The organism is Pseudohaliea rubra DSM 19751 (assembly GCF_000764025.1).
GTDB lineage: Bacteria > Pseudomonadota > Gammaproteobacteria > Pseudomonadales > Halieaceae > Pseudohaliea > Pseudohaliea rubra.
In genome coordinates this window covers 17,644-44,384 of the sequence record NZ_KN234784.1, presented here as the reverse complement: position 1 = coordinate 44,384, position 26,741 = coordinate 17,644, and the positions used below count along the sequence as shown (strand labels likewise).

Here is a 26,741-nt window from a genome sequence, read left to right as displayed (position 1 = left end):
TGAGGGAAGCACCTATCGTCGTCCAATAGCTGTCCGGTCATTGGGGTCCACTTCTGGGGCCTCGATAACGACGTTCTTGAATTGCATGGGTGATGACTCCCTGCTGCGCGTCATGGCTGGGGCTGCTGCCGGTCGGCAGCGCGTGACGGGCTGTGCAATGGGCATGATCGACTGCACAGCCCCGGACAGGCGCGCCATGGTAGCGAATTTGACGAGGCTGCGGGAGTCCGGCGACCGTCGACCCGCCACCCACACCCTACGGGCGAACGGGCTTTTCCGAACAAAGGTGCTTTCGGAATTGGTGGAGCGCTTGAGTCTTGCCTGATGTTTTAAGTTTGACCCAAGCTAAGCCAGCTGTCGCGTCGCCAACTCAAAAAACAGACCCTCGCGAGCCATCAGTTCCTGGTAGTTTCCCTGCTCCACGACCCTGCCGCTGTCCATGACATAAATCGTGTCCGCGTTGGCGATGGTGCTCAATCGATGGGCAATGACAATTCTGGTGCAGCCCAGATTCTCAAGGCTCTCGCTCACAATGGTCTGTGTCCGGTTATCAAGGGCGCTGGTGGCCTCGTCGAACAGAATATACGCGGGCTTCCTGGCGAGCGCGCGGGCGATGATCACCCGTTGACGCTGCCCCCCCGATAAGGTGGAGGCACCCTCACTCAATACCGTGTGCATCTGCATGGGCATGTCTTTGATATCTTCCTCCAACCCGGCAAGACGCGCGGCATCCCATGCCTGGGCCATGCTGATGCCAGTTCCTCCGGAAATATTGTCAAAAAGGCTACCAGGCAACAGCTGACTATCCTGCAGGACAACGCCGAACTGGCGACGAACCAGCCTTTTGTTCAAGTCCCCCAGATCCTTGTCGTCGAGAAAGATCGCGCCTCGCTCAATCTCGCCAAACCCCAGGATCACGCGGATCAGTGACGATTTACCGGCACCCGATGGCCCTACAATGGCAATGAACTCACCCGGCTTTGCACGCAAGGTGGCTCCTTTCAAGACTAGCGGCCCGTCAGGTGAATATCTGAAATCAACATCACAGATATCAATTGCACCCTGCAGGTCTCCCGGCGCCATGCCATCGTCCTCGCGCTCTCCAGGCTCCGAGACGATCTGCTGCAATGCCTGAATGTGCGGCTGAATGCCGATTAGCTGCAGGTAGGCATCGGACAGCGCCTTCGTGGCGCTGAGGAGTTGGGTTGCCGCGAGGAAGAATGCCATAAACAATGCCGGCGGCATCTTTTCGCGGAGTGGCGTGGCATCAAGCGCCTCCCAGCTCGCGGGGACTTTCAAAGCAGCAAAAAGGAAGTCCGATTCTCTGCCTATCGCAAAAATAATGATCAGTAGCATCAGGGCGGGCATTACGCTCTGCAGTACAATGCCGAAGGAGCGCCAGGTATGGTTATCCCGGGTTACCACCGAAAAGGCCTGATAGAGCGGCGCCCATTGCGCAAAAGCCGCCCGCTCCGCCGCCGCGGCTCTCAACTTCGTGATGCCCGATAGTAGCTGGAAGCTGCTGGCGCGAAGAGAGGATTCCCGCTCAATACTTTGTCTCGTCAGTGCCACCACCCGACGGCCAATCAACACATTCAAAAAGGCATATAGCACCAGCAGCAGAAGTACCGGGAAGGCCAGCTTGTGTTGATAGTGAAACATGAGGAAAAGGCTGGCAGCTCCCATGGCAATACTCGCCGCTGAATTCACGAGCACAGAGGAAAGCATAGAGCGAATCGCGTCCACCGACTGAACTTTGACGCTGAGTTCGCCGGTGCTCATGCGCCGGAAAAAGGAGGCCGGTAGACGCAGGAGGTGCGACCATACAGCGGCCTGCCCCCGGGATTCAAAGGTCGTTTCGAGTCTCACGATAGAGAGCGACGAGAGAAGCTTGAATAAGGTGATACCGACTGCGGCCACAACCATCGCGATGGTGATCGCCGGTAGCTGTGAGGTATCGTTGAAAGGAATCACCGTTCCTACCAGATATTTGGTGATAATCGGCGGCAGGAGTCCCAGTAGCGCTCCCGCTACGAGAAGTAGCGGGATAAGATAAAAGGTTTTCTTATGTCGCCACAGTGCCAGCCTGATGAAGGCTGCGAGAGGTTCAGCATCGCTGTCCCAGGAAGGGTAGATAAGCTGTGCTTCCCCCAGGAGCTGCTGTGCCAGGCTGTCATCCACGATACCGCCTTCACCGTTGGTAGCGTGGTATTCAAAGTGATTTTCGTCTTTTGGCACAAGGCTGGCGAAACCATCTGCAAAGGGAACTACCAGACAGTAGTTCGCCTGGTGGTGCCACCCGTCACGCAGTATGACCTTGCGACTACGTAACTGCTGCTGTTCAACAAGCTCGACCGTACGCTGATCGAAAGACTCCTCCAGCGACGGCAGTACCGCCTTCCTCGGTGTGCGACCGTAAGCCAGCACGACTCTGGAAATAGCGGCAGCGAGGCCGTCGGCCTCCTCAATAACGGCTTTATCATGCCCTCCAGTGACAGCTTCAGCCAATCCGGAGAGCGCACGGGAAAATCGGCTTGCCTCGACCTCCCGCCTCTCGACCAAAAGGTCATGACGTGGGTTTTCCAGCCCAGGATTGTGCTGCTCGTTACTCATGCGGCTTTCTCCTCGCCAAGCAGCGAATAGTAACGTCCCCTTACCGCAAGCAGTTGATCATGCGATCCACGCTCCACCACCTTGCCCTTGTCGAGGACGATGATCTCGTCCGCATCACGAACCGCACTCAGGCGATGCGCAATGACCAGACACGAGCAGCCCCGCTCACGGATCCGTTGATAGATATGCGCCTCGGTGACCGCGTCCAGCGCTGCAGTGGCTTCATCAAGAACAAGGAAGCGGGGCTTACGCGCGAGAGCGCGTGCAATATTCAGACGCTGTTTCTGCCCCCCACTCAAATTGCCACGCTCATCGATCAGTGAGCGATAACCATTAGCGCGCGCGACGATTATGTCGTGAATCGCCGCGTCCCGGGCGGCAGCCACAATATCCTCCTGCGGGATGGTATCGTCCCAGAGTGCAATATTATCCCTTACCGTGCAGGCGAAGAGGCTGGTTTCCTGCTCCACATAGCCGACTTCGCTGACAAACAGTTCCCGCGGGATGGCCCCCATGGGTCGACCACCAAAAAGCACCTCCCCCACAGCGGCCGGGTAAAAACCCATCACCAGTTTCGCCAGGGTTGATTTGCCGCTGCCCGAACCTCCAACGATTGCTGTCCAGGTTCCGGGTGCGACAGTCAGGTTCAATTCATTAATAAAAGGCGGGTCAAGCGGCGAATAACTAAACCCAAGTCCACGCACTTCAACGTGAAGGCCGGTTCCTTCGTCCCCCAGAGTGTCGTTGTCCAGCTCTTCGAGGGATGAGGCCTGAGCATCACTCCAGCTTTGATCAAGTGGATATTTTTCCAGGTCCTCAATCCGGCTGATGTCGGCTTTGATTTCCTGAAGTCTGCCGCTGAAGGAAACGAGCTGCTCAACGGGCGAGACAAACATACCGGCGACGGTCTGGTAGGCTACGAGGCCACCAATGGTTAGCTCACCCCGGACAACCAAAACCGCACCGAAGATCAGAATCAGGGCCTCGGTCAGTTTCTTTATCAGCTGCGGCGCTGCATCCAGGTAGCGACTGTATTCACTGAGTTCCTGCTGACTGTTGACCTGATTCGCGTGATGGCCAGCCCAGGTGCGGAAAAAATCTCCCTCCGTACCTGTCGCCTTCAGGCTTTCAATAGCCTGAATACCCGCCAGCCCGGCGGCGGTCGCCCGCGCCGATTCAGCTGCCATGGAAAGACTCTTATCCATACGGCGTCGCTGCACCGCATACACTGCGGCCGCATTCAGAGACGTCAGCAGGATTACGGCCAGGCTCAGTCGCCAGCTGATGCTGAACATAACGGAGGCATAAAAGATGAGCATTGCACCGTTTGCCAGATTGGTAGCGAGCGGTCCTGACAACAGCTCGGACACCCGGTTTAGTCCGGCGAGGCGCGAGATGATATCGCCGACATATCTCTGCGCATAGAAACTGACCGGCAGGCGCAATGCGTGCCAGAAAAACTGCGCACCGGACTGCAGAGAGAGCTTGCTCTGCAGCAGCACCAGAAAACGCTGCTGCAAAGCGGTCAGAGCGGCCATGAAAATGACCGTCAGCAATAGCCCCACGAGGACCTGCAGGAACCAGTCGACATAGCCACGCCCAAGGATATCGTCAACAAAGGCGCGCTGTAACGCCGGAAGCGAAAGCCCCGGCAAAACAATAAAGATGGCAAACAGAGCAATCAGTGAAGCGGCATCCCTGCTGCCATCAAGACGTTTCAGAAGACTCTTCCGCAATGAGGGCGGACCACTCTCCGGCGTAAAACTGTCATCCGGAGTCAGCTCGAGCACTACGCCGGTAAAGTTTTTATCAAAATCCTCAAGGGTCACCGTCCTCGGCCCCGAGGCAGGATCATTCAGATACACCTTGTTGCCGGAGAAGCCCTCGACCACCAGGAAGTGATTGAAAGCCCAGAACACAATCGCAGGCGCATCAAGCGATTTCAGGTATGGAACTTCCGCCCTCTTTGCTAAAACCTTGAAACCATGCCGTCTCGCTGCCTTCGCGACATTGCTCGCTTTACTGCCATCACGCGATACGCCGCAGTCCACGCGCAGCGACTCCAGGGGCACCCAGCGGCCGTAGTGAGCCATGATGATCGCCAACGCCGCTGCGCCACACTCCACGGCTTCCATTTGCAGTATCGTCGGTGTCCGACGAGGCCGCCTTGTGAAAAGCCCACGCATGCTGTTCTCCCCCTGCCGCTTGGCGTTACTTTGCATCAGCTACGCGTACCGGCATGATGGGAGCGATGTAATTGACCGGTGGTTCCGACTCCAGCTTTATGGATACCGCCGCCTGATAGTTCGCTCCGATTTTACCGGGATAACCCCCGCTTGATGTCCAGCGATAGCCAGAGGTGGTAGCTGGATCCTCCTGAAGACGAACCACGACGGGAACCACGGGACCCGCCGCAGAGAGAAAACCGCTGAGCGTAGTATCTCCGAATACTTCTGCGAGCTCCTGGGTGCTGATGGAGACAAGCCCGACCTTCTCGACCACGCCGACGGCACTACCGAACACTTCCGGCTCAATGGCGGTAAAAGCAACTAGAGCCTCCATTCCCTCGCGGACCTTTTTTGCATCAGATAGCTTCAGGAAGGCCTTGATATAGACCTTACTGTCTGAGTCCGCCCCCGTGATAATTCGGGCCAGTTCAGTACCGGGCGTCACAGACACACCCTCGGCCGCGGGCAACACCGCGACGGTCCCTCCAGACGGTGTCGTTATCCGCGTCGCTGCTTTGTAATTCTGCCTCATCACCTGGAACGCACCATTTTCAGTATTGAAGCGATCCTCAGCCTGCCGGACCGTCTGCGCCTCGCGGCGGCGGAAGGCGGCCATGTCCTGACGCGCTTTAGCAAGGCTCTCCTCCGTCATGTTCAGTTTTTCGGTCAGCTCATCTACCTGCGCAGTCGCCTGCTCGAGCACAGACCGACTGACAAGTTGTTTCCGGAATTCATCACGCGCAAGCTTTGCTGATTCCCTGGCCAGCGCCAACTCCTGTTCGATGTCGTCGATCCGGCTCGCTGTATCTTTCTGGCGACTTTTCAGCAACTTCGCCCGCTCGCTGATGGCTCTCTCGCTTTCCTTCTTAAGCTTCGTCAGGGCGGTCCTGGCCTGCGCCACATCCGCCTCCTTTTCACGAACTTTCGCTGCAAGCTCAGGTGCTTCGAGCTCGATGAGCATATCGCCGGCGCTCACCTGCGCTCCAAGATCGACGTGAATCCGCTCTACCACGCCCTCGGCCCGCGCCCGAAGACGATTGAATCCACTATCCTCAAACGCAGACAAACCCAGCCCGGTAGTTTTTTTGGGGATGTTTCCGAGAAAAAGCCAGGCAAGCAGAAGCAGGGTCATGACGGCGATCAGGCGGGTGGCCCAGCGACTCTTGCCGTCAACCAGCCGTATAGCTTCATTGAGCTGCTCCGGTGCAGCCATGGTCTGCATGGCCTTGGCTCGAAACAATCGCGTCATGACATTCCTCCCGGCAGGCGGCTATCGGTATATGCCCAGAAGGGCAAGCAAATTGACCCTGGCTTTGAAGACGTCCAGTTTTGCCCGGTAAAAGGCGCTGCGGGCGTCAATTTCCCGCTGGAGGCTCTGGGCGAAATCGAATAACGTGCGCCGCCCGGAAGTCACGAGATCTTCCGAATCGGACACAGCCTCCGACGCCAGAGCGAGGCGCTCCCTAAGCAGGTCACGACGTTCCTGGGCAGCGCGTAACGTGAAAAGGCTACGATTCACGTCGTTGACAAAATCGCGCTTGGCCTGCACTACCTGGTCAAGAGACGCAGACTGACGCGCGGCCGCTGCAGATCGGCGTGAGCGTCTGACGCCGTTGTCAAAAATGGGAATGGAGAGCTGCAGTGTGCCACTCAGGGAGCCGGATTCGGGACTCTTGAATGCGGCGTCCGGCGAGAGGGTTTCGGACAGCCCCGCCTGGAAATTTCCGCTGACACTGGGTCCGAACGCTGCTTCACTGGCGCTATAGCGCAGCTCTTCGGCCGCCAGGGTCAACTCCGCCAGGACGACGTCCGGGTTGTCGATCCATAGTTGACTGGCCATTACCGAATCCGGAAAGAGACGCTCTATACCGTCAAGCTCACTGAGATCAGCGTCAGGAATACTGTCAAAGGCGTCTTTGCTTTCGCTGATTGATGTTTGCGTGAGATTCCACAGACGCTCGATATCCTGCTGTCGCTGGCGCGAAAGATTCACAATGGCGCCCTCGATATCGAATAGCGTTTCCTGCAGGCTCTGTAACTGCGGCTTGTCAATGGTTCCCGCCTCTAGCATGGCCTTTAGCTGGGTCTCGAGATTGCGCTGACGCTCAAGCAGCGCCTCGTTTTCGGCAATTTCGTCAGCGGTGACGCTCAGGCTGGCGTAAGCGATGTAGAGGTCGGTGTAGAGTGAAATCAGTGTTTTCGTATACTGAATTCTTTCCCGATCAAGGGCGTTACTCGCAAGACGGGTCTGGATATTTGCCGCGCCGCTATCGAAGATATTCAGGGAGGAGGTGAATCCGACGTTCACCTCGTTGCGCTCGATTGCGACTGCGTCAGAACTGTCTATCCCACTTTCCGTGCGGCTCAGCGCGCTTGAGACTCCCAGCCTGACATCGGGTGACCAGCGCTCGAATGCCACCGCTTCAGCGGAACGGCGCGCCGCCTCGAGCTGTTGCTCGGCAGCGCGAAGCTGGGCATTGTTTGCCAGCAGCCCACGCTCCAGTTCCGCAAACGTTGTACCTTGCGCCGGGCTCTGGAAACCGACAATCAGCGCAAGACAGCAACAAAGTCGAAGAGCTGCCGGGGCAATCAGTCCACGTTCTTCAGTCGATTGGCACATCAGCGCTCCACCACATCCAATTCTGAGCCCTGGCCCGGTCATGCAAATACAAGTGAGCGAGCCCTATTCCGGCCAGGCCCTGAAAGAGGCCCGGGACATCCGGTATACCCTCCCATCCGAGTGAATAAGTGCCGGTTGGCACTGTCGCCATAGGCGAATTCCCTGGTGGGTCATTCAGAGCCAGCATCCGCCCGAAATTGCCGCAGCACAGGTGATCGACCGGGTTGGCAGGTGCACGCCGATGACTGGCAATGACGCTTTCCCGGATTTGTGCCCAGCGATTCTTCAGGGGACCACTACCCACCGTTGCAATAACCGGCGCGGCGCCATGAACAATACCCGGCGCACCGCCACAGAACGTCCATGTCACGCCGGCGCCGTCGCCGGCATTGGGATATCGAGGGTCCAACCAGTTACCGTGCTGCGGGAGAAATTCGTCGGCGATTCTTTCCTGTTCTACCCTCAGGAGCTCTCGCTCGAACGGCTCGAGCGGCACCGCCCTGTGGGAGCAGGCGAGCGCCCAGAGAATGCCGGAGCGTCCATGTGCGTAGCCCACCGGCAACTCCCGCCACTGCGGTGATTCAAGATAAGCAAACAAGTCGGCGCGCAGACCTTTCAACGCGATGGAATCCAGCAGACCCGGGGGGCTTGACGCCAGCGCCGCCAAGGCTCCCGCCGCACCACCGAAAAGATCCCGGTTCACAGCGTCACCGCTCGCGTTCACAAGTCTCACAAGCAGACTGAGACAGGCCTCGGTGCTGCTGGAAAGATGCGTGTAGCGTTGATGCCGTGACAGGCGTCCCAGAGTATCGGCGATAGATGAGAGCCCCGTCGCAATACCCAGTCCCAGCCTGCCCGCTTCTCGAGCAAACGAGGGGTGCGCCACGACACCCTCAAGCGTGGCCACTGACCGGTCCAGCAAGCCCCTGTGCCTGGGGTGCTCCTTGATATCGCAGGCGGCCGCAAAGAACATCACCAGCCCGCTGATACCATCAAAAAGGCGAGCGCCGAGGGGCTGTACCTGCCAGCGCTGCAGACGATCCTCGTAGATGACTGATATCCAGTTCACCGAACTGTCTTCGGCGAAGAATGCAGACTCCTCGAGACGTTGCGCAATCCCCTCTGCCGCATCCAGGTGCGATAGCTCACGCCGCGCTATATTTTCTTCCTCGTGACCCATGCTGGCAGGTGTAGCGTTTACCGCATGCTGACCCGACGCCAGCGCAAAGCTGGTCTTCAGCAGGTTCGTCTGCAGGTTGATCTGGGCCGCATCAAGGCCCTGAAGCCGTGACAAGGCGAAATCAAGCCCGGTGCATTCGAAAAATCCCGGGAGCGTATCGGTAAGCGGCGCCTTGAGGTCGCTGGATCGCGCATTCATCAGAAAAATGGGAACGTCGCGCGCCAGTAGTTGAGACACCTCTGCATCTAACAGCTCTCTTGACGGATAGTCCGACGCGGCATCGCAATAGCGCGCGCGGGAGAGGCGCTCGAGGACAAGAAAAGTGCTGAAGCCAGACTTGAGGGCACTCGGCTCCTGCAGCGACTGCAAGGTGCGCAGGTAAATAGCTGTGCTGCGAAAAATGAAACGCAGCGGCAGTTCCCGGTCTACGTTAAGCTCGAGCCACGCACGGACGCCGCTCTTCTGAGCGCAGACGCCATTCATGAAGCGTGCAAATCCACGGGTGACAGCGTCGACGTAGCGGGCGGCGCTGACAGGCCGGCCCTCAAACAACGGCAGGTTGCCAATGTTCAGCTGCTTTTTGACCGCCCGGCGCGTTAATCGCTGTCGATCCCGATTCGCATTGATCCATGCGCGCTCGTGAAACTGCAGCGGCTGCGCACCGCCGGTCAGGCCACCCACGTCCAGAGGTTGTCCTGAAGCGCTGAGCTTCCACCAGGGTAGAAGCCCCGTCCGGATAATCGACTCGGTGAAAAGCTCCCTGTTTACCGCCAGCGCCGCGCTGTCCTCGCCGTTGACGGACACCGGAGGGTGGAACAGGGTTTCGGCGTCGATCATTACCGGAGCCGTGGCACAGGCAATCAGATTTTCAACATGTACATCTGTCCCGCCCGCAACATACAGCGCGCCCAGTAACGCGCCGGCATTCTCAAAATAGGTAACGAGATCTCCTTCATTCTCGAAGCGGTGTCGTCGGACGCCCCTGGCCCAGCCGTAGTCATCTTTGACGATAAGGTCAACGGCGACGAGAGAACCCGGCTCGGCACATCCCGTAGCCATCAGAAAATCGAGATAGTTTCCGAAAAACGCCTCTGAATGCAGAGGCTTTGGCTTGTAGAAGACAGAGCCCTCGTCGAACACCATCTCAACGACGGTTTTGCCGCCATCGTGGGCATCGGAGAGCCCCAAAGAGACAGCTTTCAGGCGGTCCCATTGGCAAAATGGCCACCGCTCCTGTAACTCCTGTGCGTCTTCGCGCAGACGGCTGGCAAAGCTTTCTGAGGTCGCCAGCCAGCGCGCACCGGCGCTTGCAACATGGCGGAGCGCCATCGGGAAGCGATGAAAGAACGTCGCCATGCCGTCTGACATCTGGGCCCGGTAAAACGCCGCCATGCGCTGGCTGCTGGCATGATCAAGCCCAGGCATCTCGTGCAGACTGAAGAGATGGTACTCAGTCTGCAGCGCAGGGGCGAGAATCGTACTGAGATCGTTGGCAAGCGCCTGCTTCAGTGACGTCCAGGTGAGGTCATTGAGTTCTGAACACGATAGCGATTCATCGCGCAAAGGTCTGCTGACCGCTTCCACCCAGGCGTTGATGATAGCGGCAAACGGCACCGCATAGACATCGGCCATGGGTGGCGCTGTCCACGCGACGCGATGATAGAACCTGTTGAAGTCGCCGACCCATGGCAAGCCGCGAATGGTTGCTGCGGGCACCGCCAGACTACATAGCGCTTCCGGCGTTGCCTGATTCAGCTCCCGCAATCGGCGTTCAAGCGCCTGCTGCCCCCCCAGTGCCTCGGCCCAGGCCAGGACGTGACGAGCGGTCTCTTTTTCGTCCGCCGCCGAGGAACATCCGCCCAGTGAGAGTTGTTCCAGTGGCGTGAGCGCGCGCTCCGCAACGTTGATAATGTCTGGCTCGTCTAACATTCTTCAGTGCAATTCGGTCTCTGCCGCGATGCCAAAGTGGCTGTCAACCAGGGACTGTTGACCCGCCAGCTGCCAGTGGCGACGCCAACCGGCGTAATCGGCAACAGCCGCTGCCCGCAGTTGCGGAACCTGGTGCCTGCGAATGCCGTTCAGTGTCACCGAAAGCGTCGGCTCGACGTTGACAATCTGGTGTGGGTAGAGCGGAGGGATATAAAGCAGGTCGCCAGCCTCAAGCCAGCATTCCATCAGTGGAGCACTGTCGGCGTCCTGTGGTGACCAGACGAGGATATGCTTGCGCCCCCAGATGACGGCGAGCCAGGCGTAGGTCGCAAAAAGGTCCGTATGTCTGGACGCCTTACCGTCTCTCGGTGAAAGAAGCAGCCAGCCAAAGCGGCGAAGGTATTGCGTCACCACCTCAGACGGTAGATCCAGAAACAGGTTTTCATAGCCAGGCAGCTGCCAGTCCCCTGCGAGTTTTTCGCTCGCCAGCGGCTGAAAATAGGTGGCATAAAATGAATGCCCCCGCTGGCCGGCCACACCCGACCGTGCGACATAGGAACAATACTCCGGGAACGCCATTTTCCTCACCGGCGCGGAAGCAGCCAGGTCTGTGGTCAACAGGAGCTGCTCCTCCTGAAAAAGCCGTGAGAGGTAGGGCAATGACCAGCGGGTCATTGCTGGCCAGTGGGTCGCGCCGCCGCGCCGGCACACGGGAGCATCGGTGAACGTTTCACTCATGAAAATCGCTGCCTGCCCGTTCCTCAATGCGGGCGCCAAACGTACTGGCAAGAATGTCGCGAACTCCTTCCTCGATGAAGGCCGCCTGCTTTGCCGGTGTGTAGCCACTCTTGACCGAGCGTGAGACAACCACCAGCTCGGGGGCCACCTGGTTGCGCTCCAGAAACCCTTGAAAGGCTTTCAGTCGCTCGGCAATCTGCGCCTCCGACAGCACCCGCCAGTCCCACTCGGGCTCAATGGGATTTCCGAAAACCAGATAGTCGCGGCCTTCGATATGCTGGGTGCGAACCTGAGGTCCCGGGAGCAACCGCAGGAAATGCAGATCATCCGCCTCAAAACTGCGGCGCTGTTCAGCGGTGATTTCGAACAGCCAGTTATTGGCGACAGCCCGGGTGTTACACGAGAAGTAGTCGAGACAGATCCCCAGCACCCACTGCCCGGATGCATCGAGCCGGCAGTCGGCACCCAGCTGCTCAATCCAGACCGTCCGGTAATCCGGATTCCAGCCGTCATGATCAAACCGCCCCTTTAATGAACCCCGCCCGCGATGCAGGCCCGTGAGAACTTCGGTCCTGCGATTGCCCGTTGTGGTGATGAACAGTCTGCGGGGTGGAACGTAATCGCGGTGCCCCTCAGCTCGACGGCGCGGGAAAAGCCAGGAGATATTATTCAACCGACCGCGATAGACCAGAGGCCAGATCCAGTTGCTTACCGTAAGTTCTTCGCGGAAAAAATTACTGACATTTTCCGCGCTGTTCTCGAAATCCATCGGACACCGAGGGTAGGGTAAGTCCAGGTCGCTATGTTCATCGACATGCAGCAGGCGGACACCTTGCGGCCTTAGCACGCCGTGGCGCACTGCCCACTCCCAGACCAGAAAGAGCTCATGGTGCTCTTCCAAAAACGCGGTGACTATGCGCGACATGCCGCATCCTGCAGCGGTTTTTCGGCTCGGCGGCCACTGAAAACCTCATCCATGTAGGGCGCGTAACGCCGTTGGAAGCGCTTATCCGCGTTATGCCCAACGGCGATATCCACCATCATTTGAGGAAAGCGCTCTGACTCCAACGCCACGTGGCGCCACAACGTGAAATACCAGAGCCGCATCGACAGCCCTCGCATGCGATAGCCTGGCCGCGTGAAGAGCGGCCCATAGCGCAGCACGCCCGGCAGGGCCGAAGAGCGATGGTGCGCCATCCACCCTGCAACCTCATCTTCCTCGAGAAGCACGCCGCCAATGGAATCCATGCGGTTCGCAATATTGGCATCCGGGTCACAGGATGCAGCCGATTCTTCCTCGGCAAGCAGGCTCCTCACCTTCCTGTGCAGCGCGGGGGTCACTTCCTGCCACGGGACGAAGCGCATGCGCTGGGGGAGCGGCGGAATCCGATGGTGAATCCACTGGTGCTCCTGCTTGACATTATCGAGGCTGATAAGTCCAAAGAGAGACGTGTCTACCGGATGGCGCCAACCCTGGCCATCGATAAGTCGCTCCAGTTCGCGATAACGGAGCTGTCGTGTGGTGTAGGTGAGAAATAGACGCGGGCAAGCTGGGAAATCGTTGCGCACGGTTGCTTCAAGACTTTGCAGCAGTGCAGATGCAACTCTGCGACGTCTAAAAGGGTTCTGCACATAAATGGAAAGCACCTGGAAACCCGAAGGCGAATCGCTGCCCAGAACGAGGGCGACAGGCCGCGAGCCTTGCGTCGCGCAGCAATAGCGAACGCTGGCAGAGGGTGTGCGAAGCAATTCCCGATAGCGGCTGAAGGTCATCGCCTCGAGCTTTTGCAGGTCCCTGTCGCTCGTCGGCGACGCAATCTGCAACCCTGGGCTCCCCTCGAGTACCTCACTCACCGTAGAGCGCCTTCTGTCGCTGAAACGCGCTGAGCAGCGCGGGCAATGCGGCTATCGCGTTCCACGCCGCGCGCCTCGACTGCCGCAAGGCCGGAAATTTCTGCTCCGGTGTGTCTGCAAAGATCCGCAGCGCCGCGTCAACCCACAAAGAACGCAGTCCGGCATTCGGCACAGGCGCCTCAAGAAACGCCGCCGTGAACGAGAGCCGCTCGACAGGATCGCGTTCTCGCTTCATTTCCAGCCACGCGGCTATGTACCGAGCGCAGTCGAGGTCCACTCTGGAAAGCGCTGGCAGCAGCGTTTCTCGGTCCTGGGTCCGTCGATCCTGCCCTGCTGCGACATGCAGCACCGGCAGCTGGGCGGCAGCGTCTGTCAGAAGCAGCTCCCGTTCTGGCGCCGCGAGGCTGCCGGGAACGTGCTCAAACCACCCCGTGGACGGCAAACAGCGCTGATAACCGGTCGCCAGGTAACCGATGGTATCTTCCGTCAGCGTGAGAGCCTCAGCGGCACTGCCTTCCAGGCAGCAGGTCGTCCGCCAGTTGTTGACCTGCTGCAGCCGGTGAGACCAGATGGCAGGAAGGTTGGCCTCCTCGAGTATCGCCAGCTCTTCGTTCATGACGAGAAGCAGCCGCCGTCGGGCCCTCGGGCAGTGGCCCGACCGTGCGTCGTGGTAAGCGATGGCCGCCTGCAAAAAAACAGCAGAGAGCCTCTGCAGTGGTGTTGCAGCCCCTGTTGACGTCTCGTGGATCAGCGACCGGATCCGACGGAAAGTCCATCTTGCCGCGATACCGTCGCCTCGCTTCGCTTCGCCGATACTCTGAGCGCAAAGCTTGAGCACTGCCTCGAACCTCGCCAAACCAGCAGCGTCCGTAATAGCTGAAAGTTCTTCCATCAGGTGGGCCCGGAAGGAGTAGGCGGCGGGTACGTTCCGTGAGATCCTCCCCACTCCGTGCTTTATACCCACCAGGCACGCAGCCAGACCATCGGGTGCAGAGCTTGCCTTGCGGGAGGTCATTCCACTCCCGTGAAGGGAAGCAGCATGCCGGCGCCGGCCCGCTTGGCGCCTGACGACAAGCTCCGAGACCCTATGCAGTCGTGACGAACACGCGGCATGTCAAAGACACACCGCGCCGCCAATACCGGGCACACCGACGCTATCTGTGGAGGTTACAGCGCAGCTCGCTGCGCAGCTGGCTAGACAGAACATGCCCCCGGCCACGGCCTCCAGATCTTCATCGCTGAGCGCCTCTTCAGCGGCAGCAACGTCGGGCAGCACGACCGACAGGTCTGCTCCCCGGTTTTCTACCACCTGCACCGTAAAATCCTCTGGAAGCGCGCAATCCAGCGCTTCCTCCAGCATCCGCCTTGGTTCCCGCAGCAAGTCGTTGCGAAACGCCAGGTCGGAGGCGCTTCTGGAAAGCAGCGACTGTAGTGCCTGTTGTCGCTCTTCCGACTTTGCTGCGTCAGTCTTCTCCTGAGTCATGCCTTTGTCGCTCCCCGGATACTCAGTGTTTGTCGTTGAATGATCTGTTGACGCCTTATGAACAGATACCGGATGACCCTCCACAGGAGCCACCACAACGGCTCCCGCCAGCGACAGCCTCGAGGTCTGCGTCGGAGAGCTCCTCGCCCGCGGCATCGACGAAATCGGGAAGGACGACCGTCAGGTCGGCATTGTTGTTATCTACCACATTGATGGTGAAGTCAGCGGGCACATCTACGCCGGCTTCTTCTTTGGCAGCGGCAGCCGGATCTGCAAGGCACAGCGCGCGAAAATCGGCGTCGGTTGCGGCACGAGTCTGAACCCGCTGCACAACCGCCTGGATTTCATCCGAAGACAGGAATATTTCGTTTGACATGACTATCTCCTAAAGTGTGTTGGTATGAAGTGTTTGCGAGCCCGTGTGTGCTTTTCGCTCGCCTTGCGACACGCGTTCACGACACAGTTCACCCTGAATCCCGCGGTGGAGCCATGTGGCACCCAAAGCCAGCGGCGGCGACAGCGGCAACATTAGCGTCAAGGCAAATAATATTGCATCTCGCAATGTCTGCTTCAAGACAAACCATTGCATGGTTACGTTTAATTACGTTAAGTCGGCGGTTGTGTCCCGTCAAGTGGTGTAACTTCAGTCTCCGCGCCCACTGACTCAGGCGGCTTCCGACTGGATCAGTAATTCGTTTCCGGTGTCGCCCCGACGCACGACCCTGGCCAAGGTTTCCTGATTCATGCAGCGCCGCGTCACCTGCCACTCGTCGGTCTGCTCAGCGAGTAACGTACCGACCAGGCGGTAGATGGCTGCGTTGTTTGGGAAGATCCCCACGACCCGCGATCGGCGTTTGATTTCCTTGTTCAGGCGCTCCAGGGGGTTCGTCGATGCCAACTGCGGCCAGTGCTCCTTCGGGAACTGCATGAACGCCAACACGTCGTCCTCCGCGTCGTGCATGAGGTCAGCCACCCGCGGGAAGCGTTCTCGCAGCTTGTCAGCGGTCTCTCGCCACTGATGTCGCGCCTCGGTCTGGTTCTCCTGCACGAACGCCTCGCGGATCACGGCGGCCACCATCGAGTGCTGCTTGCGCGGTACGTGGGCCAGCGCGTTGCGCATGAAGTGCACGCGGCAGCGCTGCCAGGTCGCCCCCATCACCTTGGCGATGGCCTGCTTGAGGCCCTCATGGGCGTCTGACGTGACGAGGCGGACATCAGACAGGCCACGCCGCACCAGGCTGCGCAGGAAGTCCGTCCAGAACGCTTCCGTTTCCGCCGGGCCTACCGCCATACCCAGCGTTTCCCGGCGTCCCTCGTTGTTTACGCCGACGGCAACGACCACCGCCTGGCTGCTCACAGCGCCCCGCTCACGCGACCTCAGATAGGTGGCGTCGAGCCAGACATAGGCCCACGGGCCATCCAGCGGGCGGTTCAGGAAGGCCTCCACACGCTCGTCCAGTTCCTCACACAGCCGCGATACCTGGCTCTTGGAGATGCCGCTCATACCCATGGCCTGCACCAGATCATCGACCTTGCGGGTTGATATGCCCTTCACGTAGGCCTCCTGCACGACAGCCACCAGCGCCTGCTCTGAGGCTTTGCGGGGCTCCAGGAAGCTCGGCAGGTAACTGCCTGTGCGCAGCTTCGGAATACGCAGATCCAGCCTTCCCAGGCGTGTCTCGAGGGTCCGCTCACGGTAGCCGTTGCGTTGATTGACGCGCTCTTCGCTGCGTTCGTGCCGACCAGCGCCACAACGCTGTTCCGCCTCGGCGTCCATTAGTCGTTGTAGAACCAGCTGGCCCAGCTCCCGGAGCAGGTCGTCGTCCGCATGCTTTTCAGCCAGCTCAATCAATGCCATTCTTTCCTCGGTCATCGTGGTGTCTCTCCGTACTTGGATGTCTCGCAACTTTCATTTTACGGAGACCCACGGTGACCTCTACCTCCACCGTGGATTTACACCACTCTCTGGGACACTACCTCGAGAAAGGGCACCTCACGCACGAGATCGCCATTCTCCGGCGACACCGTTTTGGCAAACGCAGCGAGAGCAAGAGCCGGAGCTCCCAGCAAAGCCTGCTTGATGACCTGGTCGATGAAGACCTGGCAGCGATTGAGTCAGAACTTGAGACGCTTGCCGAAGCCGGACGTCGCACGGAGCCGGCGCTGTCAAAGCCGCGTCGGCGGCCCTTGCCACCGCAGCTGCCGCGCACCGAGATCCGCCATGAGCCCGAGTCCACGACCTGCCAATGCGGTTGCCAGCTGAGCCGTATCGGCGAGGACGTGAGCGAGAAGCTGGACTACGAGCCTGGCCGCTTCAGCGTCGAGCGGCACATCCGCGGCAATTGGGCCTGCAAGCAGTGCGAGACGGTCGTGCAGACGCCGGTGGCACCCGCCGTCATCGACAAGGGCATCCCGACTACGAACCTCCTGGCGCAGGTGCTGATAAGCAAGTATGCCGACCACCTGCCACTGTACCGGCAGGAACAGATTTATGCCCGCGCCGGGGTGGAGCTGCCCCGGTCCACGCTGGCCGACTGGGTCGGCCGCTGTGGGGTGGAGCTGACGCCTCTGGTCGAGGAGCTGCGCCAGCAACTTCTGGCACAGCCGGTGCTGCATACCGACGAGACGCCGGTACCGATGCTCTCGCCGGGTAAGAAGCGCACACACCGGGCTTACATCTGGGCCTATGCGCCGACGCGCTATGCCGATTTGCAGGGCGTGGTCTACAACTTCCAGCCGACGCGGGCCGGCGAAGCGGCACGCACGTTCCTGGCTGACTGGCGTGGCAAGCTGGTCTGTGATGATTACGGCGGCTACAAGGCCGGCTTCGCCGGTGGCATAACCGAGGTCGGCTGCTGGGCGCATGCCCGGCGCAAGTTCCACGAGCTGCTCGAGCGCAACGAGAGCCCGATTGCCGAACGGGCGCTGGCCTGTATCGGCACGCTCTACGAGTTCGAGCGGCGGGGCAGCGAGCTACCCGCCGCAGAACGCCAGCGGCTGCGCGACACCGAAGCGCGGCCCGTCGTTGAAAAGCTCCGCGACTGGCTCACCGGCCAGCGCTCGCAGCTGACCAACGGCACGCGCACGGCCAAGGCCATCGATTAAAGCTTGAAACGCTGGGCGGCCCTGGTGCGCTACCTCGACGACGGGCACCTGCCCATCGATAACAACTGGATCGGAAACCAGATCAGGCCCTGGGCTTTAGGAAGAAACAACTGGCTGTTCGCCGGCTCGCTGCGCAGTGGTCAGCGTGCGGCCAACGTCATGACACTGATCCAGTCGGCGAAGATCAAGGGTCTCGATCCGCAGGCCTACCTGCGCGATGTGCTGGAGCGACTGCCGACAGCGAGGCAGTCAGACCTGGCAGCGCTGCTGCCGCACAACTGGAGTCCGCCGATCAAGGTGTAATGACCGGACGCTTACCTTGCAAGGCTTGTTATGCCGTAGCGCAGCATAGCCCGCGCGCCCGCGCCACCGCTATACTGCCGGCATGAACGCACGCAAGCTCCGTACTAGCACCGCCACGCCTGGCGAACCGCGCCCTGCAGAGCCGGTGCCGCGGCCGTGAACGAGCACGAGCACGCGCGAACCGTGCCCGCACCCTGGGTGCGGGACAGGCTCCGCGAGGGCTTCGGCCATCTGTCCGCGGGGCGCCTCAACGAGGCGGCTGCCTGCTGCAAGCAGGTGCTCGGGTCGAAGCCCGATGTCCCGGAGGCCCACTTCCTGGTCGGCCTCGTCGCCCTGGAACTCAAGCAGACCTGGCACGCCGTGCAGGCCTTCGGTTCCGTGACCAAGCTGCAGCCGGATCACGGCGCGGCCTGGGCAAACCTTGCGCGGCTTTTCATGCAGGCCGGTCAGCCGGCGCGGGCGGATGCGGCGCTGGCGAAAGCCGTCGAGCACAACGACGACAACCCCGTGGTGCTGGACCTCATCGGTACGGTGCACGGTCTGCTCGGCGAACAGGAAGAAGCGGCCCGATGGATTGGTCGCGCCCTGGCGAAGGAGCCGGACAGCGTCCCCTTCCTTATCAATCAGGCCAATAATCACACGTTCCTCGACCATCTCGACGAGGCCGAGGAGGCGCTCCGGCGGGTGCTCGCGCAGCAGCCCGGGCACCCCAACGCACACTGGCTTCTCTCGGGGCTGCGCAAGGCCACGGACCGCACCCACGTCGAGGAACTCGAGCACCTCATTGAGGTTCAGGCTGACCAGCCTCGGGCTCAGGCCTTTCTCTGCTACGCGCTCGGTAAGGAACTCGAGGACCTGGAGGACTGGGACAAGGCTTTCTCCGCCTTCGCGCGCGGCGCGGCGGCGCGACGGCGGACTCTCGATTTCGACGAGACAGCAGAGGCGGAGATGTACGACGCCTTCGCGCACACCTTCACCGAGGCGTGGCTGCACGATGGCCGGCAGGGTCACGACGATCCGGCGCCGATCTTCGTGGTGGGCCAGCCGCGCACGGGCACGACGCTGGTCGAGCGCATCATCACCGCCCACTCGCAGGTGCACTCGGCGGGGGAGCTGAAGCAGTTCGGCCACGCCATCCGGCGTATCGGCGATTACCGCGAGCAGCGGCAGCAGTCGGCGCGGCTCGCCGAGATCGCCGCTGGCATCGACCCGGCGCAACTCGGCAAGATGTACCTGCAGACCACCCGCACCATGCAGGGCGACACACCGCGCTTCGTCGACAAACTGCCGCCCAATTATCTATACATCCCACTGATCCTGAAGGCCTTGCCGAAGGCAAAGATTGTGCACCTGCAGCGCGATCCCATGGACGCCTGCTTTGCCAGCTTCAAGCAGCTGTTCGCCGACGCCTACCCGCATTCTTACGAGCAGGCCGAGATGGCCCGACACCACGCGCGCTACTTCCGGCTCATGGCGATCTGGCGCGAGCGCTTCGGCGACCGTTTTTTCGATATTGCCTACGAAGACACGGCGGCCGACCTGGAGCCCAACGCGCGCGCGCTCATCGATTTCCTCGACCTGCCCTGGGAGGATGGCTGTCTCGCCTTCCACGAGCAGAAAGCCGCGGTGACGACGGCGAGCGTGGTGCAGGTCCGCCAGCCGGCCCATACGCGGTCCATCGGACGCTGGCGTCGCTATGCGGAGCAGCTTGAGCCCATGCGTCGCACGCTGCTAGAGGCCGGGGTAGCGGAGACCCTTGCCGCGGGAGCGCGCGCGCCCTAGCGATGGGCCCTGCTCTGGCGGAGGCAGTATGAGTCAAGCTTACGACGCGATCGTTATCGGCGCGGGCCACAATGGCCTGACCACAGCAGGCTACCTCGCCCGCGGCGGCCTGCGGGTCTGTGTCCTGGAGCGCCGGCCTGTGGTCGGCGGCGCCGCAGTCAGTGAGGAGTTCCATCCGGGCTACCGCAATTCCGTTGCCTCCTACGTGGTCAGCCTTCTGCGCCCGGAAGTCGTGCGCGACCTGGAGCTTGCGCGCTATGGCTATGAGCCGCTGCTGCTCGGCAATTCGCTCTACCTCGATTCCCGCGGCGACTATCTGCTGCTCACCGGCGACGAGGCCGCCGATCGCGCGCAGTTCGAGAAATTCTCGGCCACGGACTACGATGCTTTCCTCGCCTTCGAGGCCTCCGTGGGGCTGGTCGGCGAGCTGCTTGCCAGTCAGTGGCTGCGTGAGCCGCCGAAGCTCCACGGCGGCGGAGTGAGCGATCTGCTCTCGGCGCTGCGCTTCGGCCTCGATGCCCGCAAGCTCGACGCCGAAGGGCGCTGGCGGCTGATGCAGTTCTTCCTCGGCGCGCCGGAGTCGATCATCGAACGCTGGTTCGAGAGCGATAAGGTCAAGGCGATGATCGCGGCCCACATCATGCCCGCCAACTTCGCGCCCCTGTCCCAGCCCGGCGCCAGCCTCGCCATGCTGCACCATGCGGTGGGGGAGGTCGAAGGACGAAGAGGCGCCTGGGGGCTCGTGCGCGGGGGCATGGGCGGCATCACCCAGGCTATGGCCGCCTCGGCCCGGGAGCGTGGTGTGGAGCTCCGCACGAACGCGCCCGTGGAGCGGATCCTCGTAGCAGAGGGTCGTGTCCGTGGGGTGCGCCTGGTGGGCGGCGAGGAGCTCACCGCGCCGGTGATCGCGGCAAACACCGAGCCGAAACGCACCCTGCTCGATTTCCTCGGTGAGGAGTACCTGCCGGAAGCCTTCGTGCGCGACCTGCGCGCCTTTCGGCAGGAGTCGGCCTCACTGCGGATCAACCTCGCCCTCAAAGGTCTCCCGGAGTTCACGGCCCTCGGAGGCAGTGGCCCCGGCCCAGAGCATGAGGCAACCATCGTTCTCATCGAGGACAAGGATCATCTCGACGCCGCCTACCGCAGCGCGCGCGCCGGCGAGCCGGCGTCGCCACCGATCATCGAGGCAGTGATCCCCAGCGTGATCGACGATACCCTGACCGATGCGCCGGGCACTCACGTTATGAGCATGCTCTGCAAGTATATGCCCTACGAGCTTTCCGGGGGCCGGCACTGGGACACAGAGAAGCCGCGGGTACTCGAGGACATTCTTGCCTGGGCCGGCCGCTTCATCCCGAACCTGCCGGAAGTACTCGTCGCCGTCCAGTGCTTCACGCCCCTCGATCTCGAGCGTGAGTTCGGTCTGCCCCGCGGTGATATCTGTCACGGTCGCATGGAGCCGGACCAGCTGTTCAGCATGCGCCCGCACCCTGACGCCGCCCGGTATGCGACGCCGATGCCGGGCCTCTACCTCTGCGGTTCCGGTACTCACCCCGGCGGCGGCGTGACCGGCGCGCCGGGCTACAACGCTGCCCGGCGCATCCTCAAGGACTGGCGCTGACGCCGGCAGCGTACGTGCCGCAGCGTGAACCAGGCCCTGCCCACTGCCGCCTGGCCCGTTACCGGGGCCGCGCGGCGAGCCCGCACTCCCTCCGTGCTAGTGGCACCAGCGGTCACCCGGCCCCCCGGCGCGGCGCGAAAAAATTTTGCCGCCCGGCCCTTGAAATATTGCCGCCCGTGCCCGAAACGCCACGTCGGGAGGTGTCGCTCTGGACACCAACCGCTTTTCCCATGGTTGCAGTAGTGATGACTTCAGGAGGAACACACTGTGAGCATTCGACCTCTTGCCGATCGCGTTTTCGTACGTCAACGCGAGGCAGAAAGCACCAGCAGCGGCGGCATTATTCTGCCGGGCAACGCTGCCGATAAACCCAACCAGGGCGACGTCATTAGGAGCGGGTCGCCAAACTCGCTGGCGGCGTCGCCGTCATCAAGGTCGGTGCGGCCACGGAAGTGGAGATGAAGGAGCGCAAGGACCTGGTCGACGACGCCCTGCACGCGACCCGTGCCGCCGTGGAGGAGGGTATTGTGCCCGGCGGTGGCGTGACCCTGGTACGCATCGCTGACGCGATCGAGGGAAAAGTCGAGACCGCCAACCATGACCAGGCCATCGGCGTCACCCTGACGCTGCGCGCCATGGAAGAGCCCTTCCGGCAGATCGTGGCCAACGCGGCCGTCGAGCCCAGCGTGGTGCTCGGCAAGGTGCGCGAGCACGACGGCAGCTATGGCTACAACGCGCAGACGGAAGGCTACGGCGACATGGTTGAGATGGGCATCATCGATCCGGCCAAGGTCACCCGCTCCGCCCTGCAGAACGCGGGCAGCATCGCCGGCATGATTCTAACCACCGAGGTCATGATCGCCGACCGGCCCGAACCGAAAGGTCCGGCCATGCCGTCCCCGGGCATGGATGATTTCTGATCCTGCCCCATCCGGTGCGGCCCTCCCGGCCGCACCGTCGTTTCTTTAGTCCAGTTCCGCCCCCACCGGGCGCTCGCTATCCCCGCTGGCCAGCGTGTAGTGCGCCCGGTCGACAAGGTAGCCGCGGATCGCTTCCACATCTTCCTCTTCAAGCGCATCGCTGAAGCCCACCATGCCTTGCTCCCAGTGCAGGCCGCCGCGGACGATGGCCTGGAACTGTGCGTGCGTCTCGGGCGTGAGTGCACGCAGGTCCGGGGTGACGCCGCCGCCTACGGCGCCGTCGCCGTGGCAGAACACGCAATACTGCAGATACAGCGCCTTGCCCTCGGCGACGGTATCCGCGTCCGCCGTCTGTGGCGGCGGGTCGAAGACGAGCTCCCGGGCTTCAGCCGCGGGCAGGGCCGTAGCGCTACCGAGCTTGAACACCAGGAGCCGACTGCGGTTGGCAATGGGGCCTGCGGTGAGTGCCTCGCCGCCGACCAGCGGCAGGGAGCCGCCCCAGCCCGCCACCACGGCGACATATTGCTCGCCGTCGAGTCGATAGGTCACCGGCGGGGCGACGATCCCCGTCTGGGCGTCGAAGGACCACAGTTCCTCGCCCGTGTCGGCGCGGTAGGCCACCAGCTCGCCCTCGGCATTACCCTGGAACAGCAGGTTGCCGCCGGTGGATAGCATGCCGCCGTTCCAGGGGCCGGCGTGCTCCACCTCCCAGCGCGGCGCCATGGCCACCGGGTCCCAGGCGACGATGGTGCCGCGTACCGTCTTAAGGACCGCGTCCTTGATGGCCGGGTCATCGGGCAGCGCTGCGGGGCGCGAGTCGGTGCCGGTGTTCCAGTAGCCGGGCCGATGCTCGAAGGCGTCGTCGTGCGCGTAGACCCAACCCACATCCTGCCGCGGGATGTAGACCAGGCCGTGCTCCGGGTGATAGCTCATGGGGTGCCAGTTGTGGCCGCCGATCGGGCCGGGCAGCTGCAGCCCCGTGGGCGCCGCTTCATAGCGCGCGCCCTCGACGACCACCGGGCGGCCCGTTTCCGGGTCCACGTGCGAGGCCCAGGTGACCGTGGCATAAGGCTCGGCGGTGAGGAATTCGCCGGTGCGCCGGTCGAGGACGTAGAAAAACCCGTTCTTCGGCGCCTGCATGAGCACCGGGCGTTCTTCGCCGTCGATCACCAGGTCGGCGAGGATCATGTGCTGCGTTGCGGTGTAGTCCCAGCTGTCGCCGGGGGTGGTCTGGTAGTGCCACACGTAGCTGCCGTCGTCCGGGTTCAGGGCGACGATGGAGGAAAGATAGAGGTTGTCGCCGCCGTCCGGGCTGCGCAGCTGCCGGTTCCAGGGTGCGCCGTTGCCCACGCCGATGTAGAGCAGGTTGAGCGCGGGGTCGTAGGCCATGGAGTCCCAGACGGTGCCGCCGCCACCGATCTCCCACCAGGGGCCGCCGCCCCAGGTCTCGGCGGCGTGCTCGAGGGCGGCGTTCTCGAAGCCCTTTTCCGGGTCCCCCGGCACCGTGTAGAAGCGCCAGTGCAGGCTGCCGTCCTCGACATCGTAGGCGCTCACATAACCGCGCACGCCGAGCTCCGCACCGCCGTTGCCGATGATCACCTTGTCGCCGATGACCCGCGGTGCGCCGGTGATGGAGTAGGGCTTGTCGCGGTCCGTAGTCTGTATCTCCCAGCGCAGGCTGCCGTCGTCTGCATCGAGGCTCACCAGCCGCCCGTCTAGGGTGCCGAAGAAGAGGTGACCGTCCTGGTAGGCAACCCCGCGGTTGACCACGTCGCAGCACAGGTGCACGGCCCAGTCCCGCGGCACCTCGGGGTTGTAGAACCACTTCAGCGCGCCGGTGCGCGCATCGTGCGCAAACACGTGGCTCCAGGACCCGGTGCTGTAGATGGTGCCGTCGATGATCAGCGGCGTGGCCTCCTTGCCCCGGGCCGTCGGGTAATCGAAGTACCAGGCGAGGCCGAGATCGGTCACGTTGTCCGTATCGATCTGCGCCAGCGGACTGTGGCGGGTTTCGGCATTGTCGAGGCCGTGCTGGCGCCACTCCACATCCGGCGCCGCGGTGGCGGTGACGCGCTCCGGGGGCTGTTCTCGGCTGCAGGCGGCGAGCAGGCAAAGCACGCCCAGGACGGGCAGGGCAAGGTCGCGGTGCATGGTACTTCCTTATCGTTATTGGCTTCGCCATTCTAAGGGAATGTCCCCAGGCGCTGTACAGCACCGCGAGGGGACCGGTTGCCGGGGCGCCCGACCCGTGCCGATCGCCGGCGCAAACGGCGGCGTCCCCGGGTGGCCGCGACGGGTCGCCGCTCCTACAATGGAGGCTTTTCGTCCGGAGCCCTGCCATGCGTTACTGCACTTTTGTTGCTGTGTTTCTTTCCGCCTTGCTGGCCGCTTGCGCGGCAGGACCCGCAGGGAAGATGCGCTCCATGGACGAGGTCGACGCACAGGGTGCTGCGGCAGGCCTCGGCGGCGGTGGCCGGCCGGTGGGCGAAGCCTGGAGCCGCAGCCCGGTCTACGGCGCCGGCGGCATGGCGGCGACGGCGCAGCCGCTGGCCTCCCAGGTGGCCATCGATGTGCTCAAGGCCGGCGGCAGCGCGATCGACGCGGCGATTGCCGCCAATGCGGCTCTCGGCCTTATGGAGCCCACGGGCAACGGTATCGGCGGCGACATCTTCTTCATCATCTGGGACCCGGAGACGGAGCAGCTCTACGGCTATAACGGCTCCGGCCGTGCACCTGAGGGGCGCAGCCTCGATGATCTCAAGGCCCGCATTGCCGGGCTCAAGGCCGCGGGGGCCGTACCGGAAGACCTCGAGGGCATTCCCTCCCACGGTTCCCTGCCGGTGACGGTGCCCGGCACCGTGGATGGCTGGTTCGCCGCCCACGACCGCTTCGGCCGCCTGCCCATGGCAGACGTGCTCGCGCCGGCCGTGCGCTACGCTCGCGAGGGCTTCCCGGTGTCACCGGTCATCGCCTACTACTTCCAGCGCAACCTCGACGGCTTTGAAAAGCGCGCGGCGATGATCGAGGAGTTCGACAATGCCCGGACCACGTACTTTACCGACGGTGCGCCGAAGGCCGGGGAGCTTTTTCGCAACACGGACCTCGCCGACACCCTCGAGACCCTGGGCCGTGAGGGGCGCGACGCTTTCTACGAGGGAGAGCTCGCACGCACCATGGACGCGTATTTCAAACGCATCGGCGGCGACCTGCGCTACGCTGATCTCGCCGCTCACCGCGGCGAATGGGTGGAGCCGGGCCATGTCGACTACCGGGGCTATGATGTCTACGAACTGCCCCCGAACGGCCAGGGCTTCGCTGCCCTGCAGATGCTGAACATCCTCAAGAACGTGGACCTGGCGCAGTGGCCCCGGGCTTCGGCTGAGGTCTTCCACTACCTGGTGGAGGCCAAGCGCCTGGCTTTCGAGGACGTGGCCCGCTACTACGCGGACCCGTCAGCCGCCGAGGTGCCCCTCGCCGGACTTCTCTCCGATGCTTACGGCCGCGAGCGCTTCTCTCTGATCGACCCGGCGCGCGCCACGGCGGCCTTCGGCCCGGGGGAGCCCGCGCTCGAAAGCGATGGCGACACCACCTACCTCACCGTGGCCGACGGCGACGGCATGATGGTGTCCCTGATCCAGTCGAACTACCGGGGTATGGGCACCGGGCTGGTGGCTGACGGCCTCGGCTTCATGTTCCAGGACCGCGGTGAGCTGTTCTCCCTCGATCCGGCACACCCGAATGCCTACGCCCCGGGCAAGCGCCCCTTCCACACGATCATCCCGGCCTTCGTCATGAAAGACGGCGAACCCTGGCTGAGCTTCGGCCTCATGGGGGGTGCCATGCAGCCCCAGGGGCACGTGCAGGTGCTGGTGAACCTGATCGACTACGGCATGAACGTGCAGGAAGCCGGCGACGCCGCCCGCATCAACCACGACGGCGGGCGCCAGCCCACCGGTGTGCACGGCGACCCCCTCGGCACCCTGGCGGTAGAGCCGGGGGTACCGGCAGCGACCATCAAGCGGCTGGAGGCCATGGGCCACCGCGTCGAGGTGATCGAGGACGGCGTCCGCTTCGGCGGCTACCAGGCCATCATGCGGCTGCCCAATGGCGCCTACGCCGGCGCCACGGAGAAGCGCAAGGACGGCACTGTCGCAGCGTACTGACGACGCGCTCCCTTAACCGCTACTGGAATCGCTACTGGTCCCCTCGCCGCGCCTTTGCAAAAGCCGCGGCCATGGCGCCGCCGGCGGCGGGCTGCTGCCGCCGGTTGTCGCCGCCTTTACCACTCTTCCCCTGCTTGTCCTGCCCGCCGTCGCGCCGGTCGCCGCGGCGCCCGCGGCCGTCCCGGGGACGGTCTGCGGCGGG

Annotated in this window: 17 protein-coding genes and 2 pseudogenes; 6 read left to right on the top strand and 13 right to left on the bottom strand. The window is 62.4% G+C overall.

Going from position 1 to position 26,741, the window contains the following annotated elements:
* Nucleotides 1-345: 345 nt before the first annotated feature.
* The 12 genes from HRUBRA_RS12415 to HRUBRA_RS12360 all read right to left on the bottom strand — a co-directional run bounded on the left by HRUBRA_RS12415 (nucleotide 346) and on the right by HRUBRA_RS12360 (nucleotide 16,518).
* Nucleotides 346-2,613: an ATP-binding cassette domain-containing protein gene (locus HRUBRA_RS12415; RefSeq protein WP_052094820.1), complete on the bottom strand. Its 2,268-nt coding sequence runs from the start codon at nucleotides 2,611-2,613 to the stop codon at nucleotides 346-348.
* The gene (locus tag HRUBRA_RS12410; RefSeq protein ID WP_035517621.1) at nucleotides 2,610-4,799 is read right to left on the bottom strand and encodes an NHLP family bacteriocin export ABC transporter peptidase/permease/ATPase subunit; all 2,190 of its coding nucleotides are present in this window, start codon (nucleotides 4,797-4,799) and stop codon (nucleotides 2,610-2,612) included. Before HRUBRA_RS12410 ends, HRUBRA_RS12415 begins: the two co-directional genes overlap by 4 nt.
* Before the next feature lie 25 nt (nucleotides 4,800-4,824).
* Nucleotides 4,825-6,090 carry an NHLP bacteriocin system secretion protein gene (locus tag HRUBRA_RS12405; protein ID WP_035517620.1) on the bottom strand — a complete coding sequence of 422 codons (1,266 nt, stop codon included), beginning with the start codon at nucleotides 6,088-6,090 and terminating at the stop codon, nucleotides 4,825-4,827.
* Nucleotides 6,091-6,111: 21 nt separating this feature from the next.
* Nucleotides 6,112-7,461 (bottom strand): TolC family protein, encoded by a 1,350-nt coding sequence (locus HRUBRA_RS12400; protein ID WP_035517619.1) that lies wholly within the window; start codon nucleotides 7,459-7,461, stop codon nucleotides 6,112-6,114.
* Nucleotides 7,445-10,570, bottom strand: coding sequence for a type 2 lanthipeptide synthetase LanM (lanM, locus tag HRUBRA_RS12395; RefSeq protein ID WP_035517618.1), 3,126 nt, complete (start codon nucleotides 10,568-10,570; stop codon nucleotides 7,445-7,447). Before lanM ends, HRUBRA_RS12400 begins: the two co-directional genes overlap by 17 nt.
* Nucleotides 10,571-10,573: 3 nt before the next feature.
* Complete coding sequence (locus HRUBRA_RS12390) at nucleotides 10,574-11,308, bottom strand: JmjC domain-containing protein (protein WP_144244467.1); 735 nt, start codon at nucleotides 11,306-11,308, stop codon at nucleotides 10,574-10,576.
* Complete coding sequence (locus tag HRUBRA_RS12385) at nucleotides 11,301-12,233, bottom strand: peptide arginase family protein (RefSeq protein ID WP_084592634.1); 933 nt, start codon at nucleotides 12,231-12,233, stop codon at nucleotides 11,301-11,303. Before HRUBRA_RS12385 ends, HRUBRA_RS12390 begins: the two co-directional genes overlap by 8 nt.
* Nucleotides 12,221-13,162 (bottom strand): GNAT family N-acetyltransferase, encoded by a 942-nt coding sequence (locus tag HRUBRA_RS12380; RefSeq protein WP_035517612.1) that lies wholly within the window; start codon nucleotides 13,160-13,162, stop codon nucleotides 12,221-12,223. The genes HRUBRA_RS12385 and HRUBRA_RS12380 overlap by 13 nt, the downstream gene beginning before the upstream one ends.
* Nucleotides 13,155-13,778, bottom strand: a complete 624-nt coding sequence (locus HRUBRA_RS12375) for a hypothetical protein (protein ID WP_144244466.1) — start codon at nucleotides 13,776-13,778, stop codon at nucleotides 13,155-13,157. The genes HRUBRA_RS12380 and HRUBRA_RS12375 overlap by 8 nt, the downstream gene beginning before the upstream one ends.
* A 498-nt stretch (nucleotides 13,779-14,276) precedes the next feature.
* Nucleotides 14,277-14,645, bottom strand: a complete 369-nt coding sequence (locus tag HRUBRA_RS15030) for an NHLP leader peptide family RiPP precursor (protein WP_161787615.1) — start codon at nucleotides 14,643-14,645, stop codon at nucleotides 14,277-14,279.
* 55 nt (nucleotides 14,646-14,700) lie between these two features.
* The gene (locus tag HRUBRA_RS12365) at nucleotides 14,701-15,021 is read right to left on the bottom strand and encodes an NHLP leader peptide family RiPP precursor (RefSeq protein WP_052094816.1); all 321 of its coding nucleotides are present in this window, start codon (nucleotides 15,019-15,021) and stop codon (nucleotides 14,701-14,703) included.
* 288 nt (nucleotides 15,022-15,309) lie between these two features.
* The gene (locus tag HRUBRA_RS12360; RefSeq protein ID WP_035517607.1) at nucleotides 15,310-16,518 is read right to left on the bottom strand and encodes an IS256 family transposase; all 1,209 of its coding nucleotides are present in this window, start codon (nucleotides 16,516-16,518) and stop codon (nucleotides 15,310-15,312) included.
* 119 nt (nucleotides 16,519-16,637) lie between these two features.
* Between HRUBRA_RS12360 and tnpC the strand changes: the two are divergent.
* The 5 genes and pseudogenes from tnpC to HRUBRA_RS12340 all read left to right on the top strand — a co-directional run.
* Nucleotides 16,638-18,053 (top strand): annotated as a pseudogene (gene tnpC, locus HRUBRA_RS15025) (IS66 family transposase); the annotation flags it as partial.
* Between the two features lie 156 nt (nucleotides 18,054-18,209).
* A complete protein-coding gene (locus tag HRUBRA_RS12350) occupies nucleotides 18,210-19,835 on the top strand; it encodes a tetratricopeptide repeat-containing sulfotransferase family protein (RefSeq protein WP_052094814.1) in 1,626 nt (541 codons plus the stop codon).
* Nucleotides 19,836-19,863: 28 nt separating this feature from the next.
* Nucleotides 19,864-21,456 (top strand): phytoene desaturase family protein, encoded by a 1,593-nt coding sequence (locus HRUBRA_RS12345; protein WP_035517605.1) that lies wholly within the window; start codon nucleotides 19,864-19,866, stop codon nucleotides 21,454-21,456.
* 267 nt (nucleotides 21,457-21,723) lie between these two features.
* The gene (locus HRUBRA_RS15020) at nucleotides 21,724-21,918 is read left to right on the top strand and encodes a hypothetical protein (protein ID WP_084592632.1); all 195 of its coding nucleotides are present in this window, start codon (nucleotides 21,724-21,726) and stop codon (nucleotides 21,916-21,918) included.
* Nucleotides 21,849-22,376: pseudogene (locus tag HRUBRA_RS12340) on the top strand (TCP-1/cpn60 chaperonin family protein); the annotation flags it as partial. The gene HRUBRA_RS15020 and the pseudogene HRUBRA_RS12340, both read left to right, overlap by 70 nt.
* A gap of 45 nt (nucleotides 22,377-22,421) precedes the next feature.
* On the opposite strand, the gene HRUBRA_RS12335 reads toward HRUBRA_RS12340, so the two are convergent.
* The gene (locus tag HRUBRA_RS12335; protein ID WP_035517602.1) at nucleotides 22,422-24,527 is read right to left on the bottom strand and encodes a PQQ-dependent dehydrogenase, methanol/ethanol family; all 2,106 of its coding nucleotides are present in this window, start codon (nucleotides 24,525-24,527) and stop codon (nucleotides 22,422-22,424) included.
* 272 nt (nucleotides 24,528-24,799) lie between these two features.
* Here HRUBRA_RS12335 and ggt point away from each other — a divergent pair, with 272 nt between their 5' ends.
* Nucleotides 24,800-26,539 carry a gamma-glutamyltransferase gene (ggt, locus tag HRUBRA_RS12330; protein ID WP_201771602.1) on the top strand — a complete coding sequence of 580 codons (1,740 nt, stop codon included), beginning with the start codon at nucleotides 24,800-24,802 and terminating at the stop codon, nucleotides 26,537-26,539.
* Nucleotides 26,540-26,741: the final 202 nt, after the last annotated feature.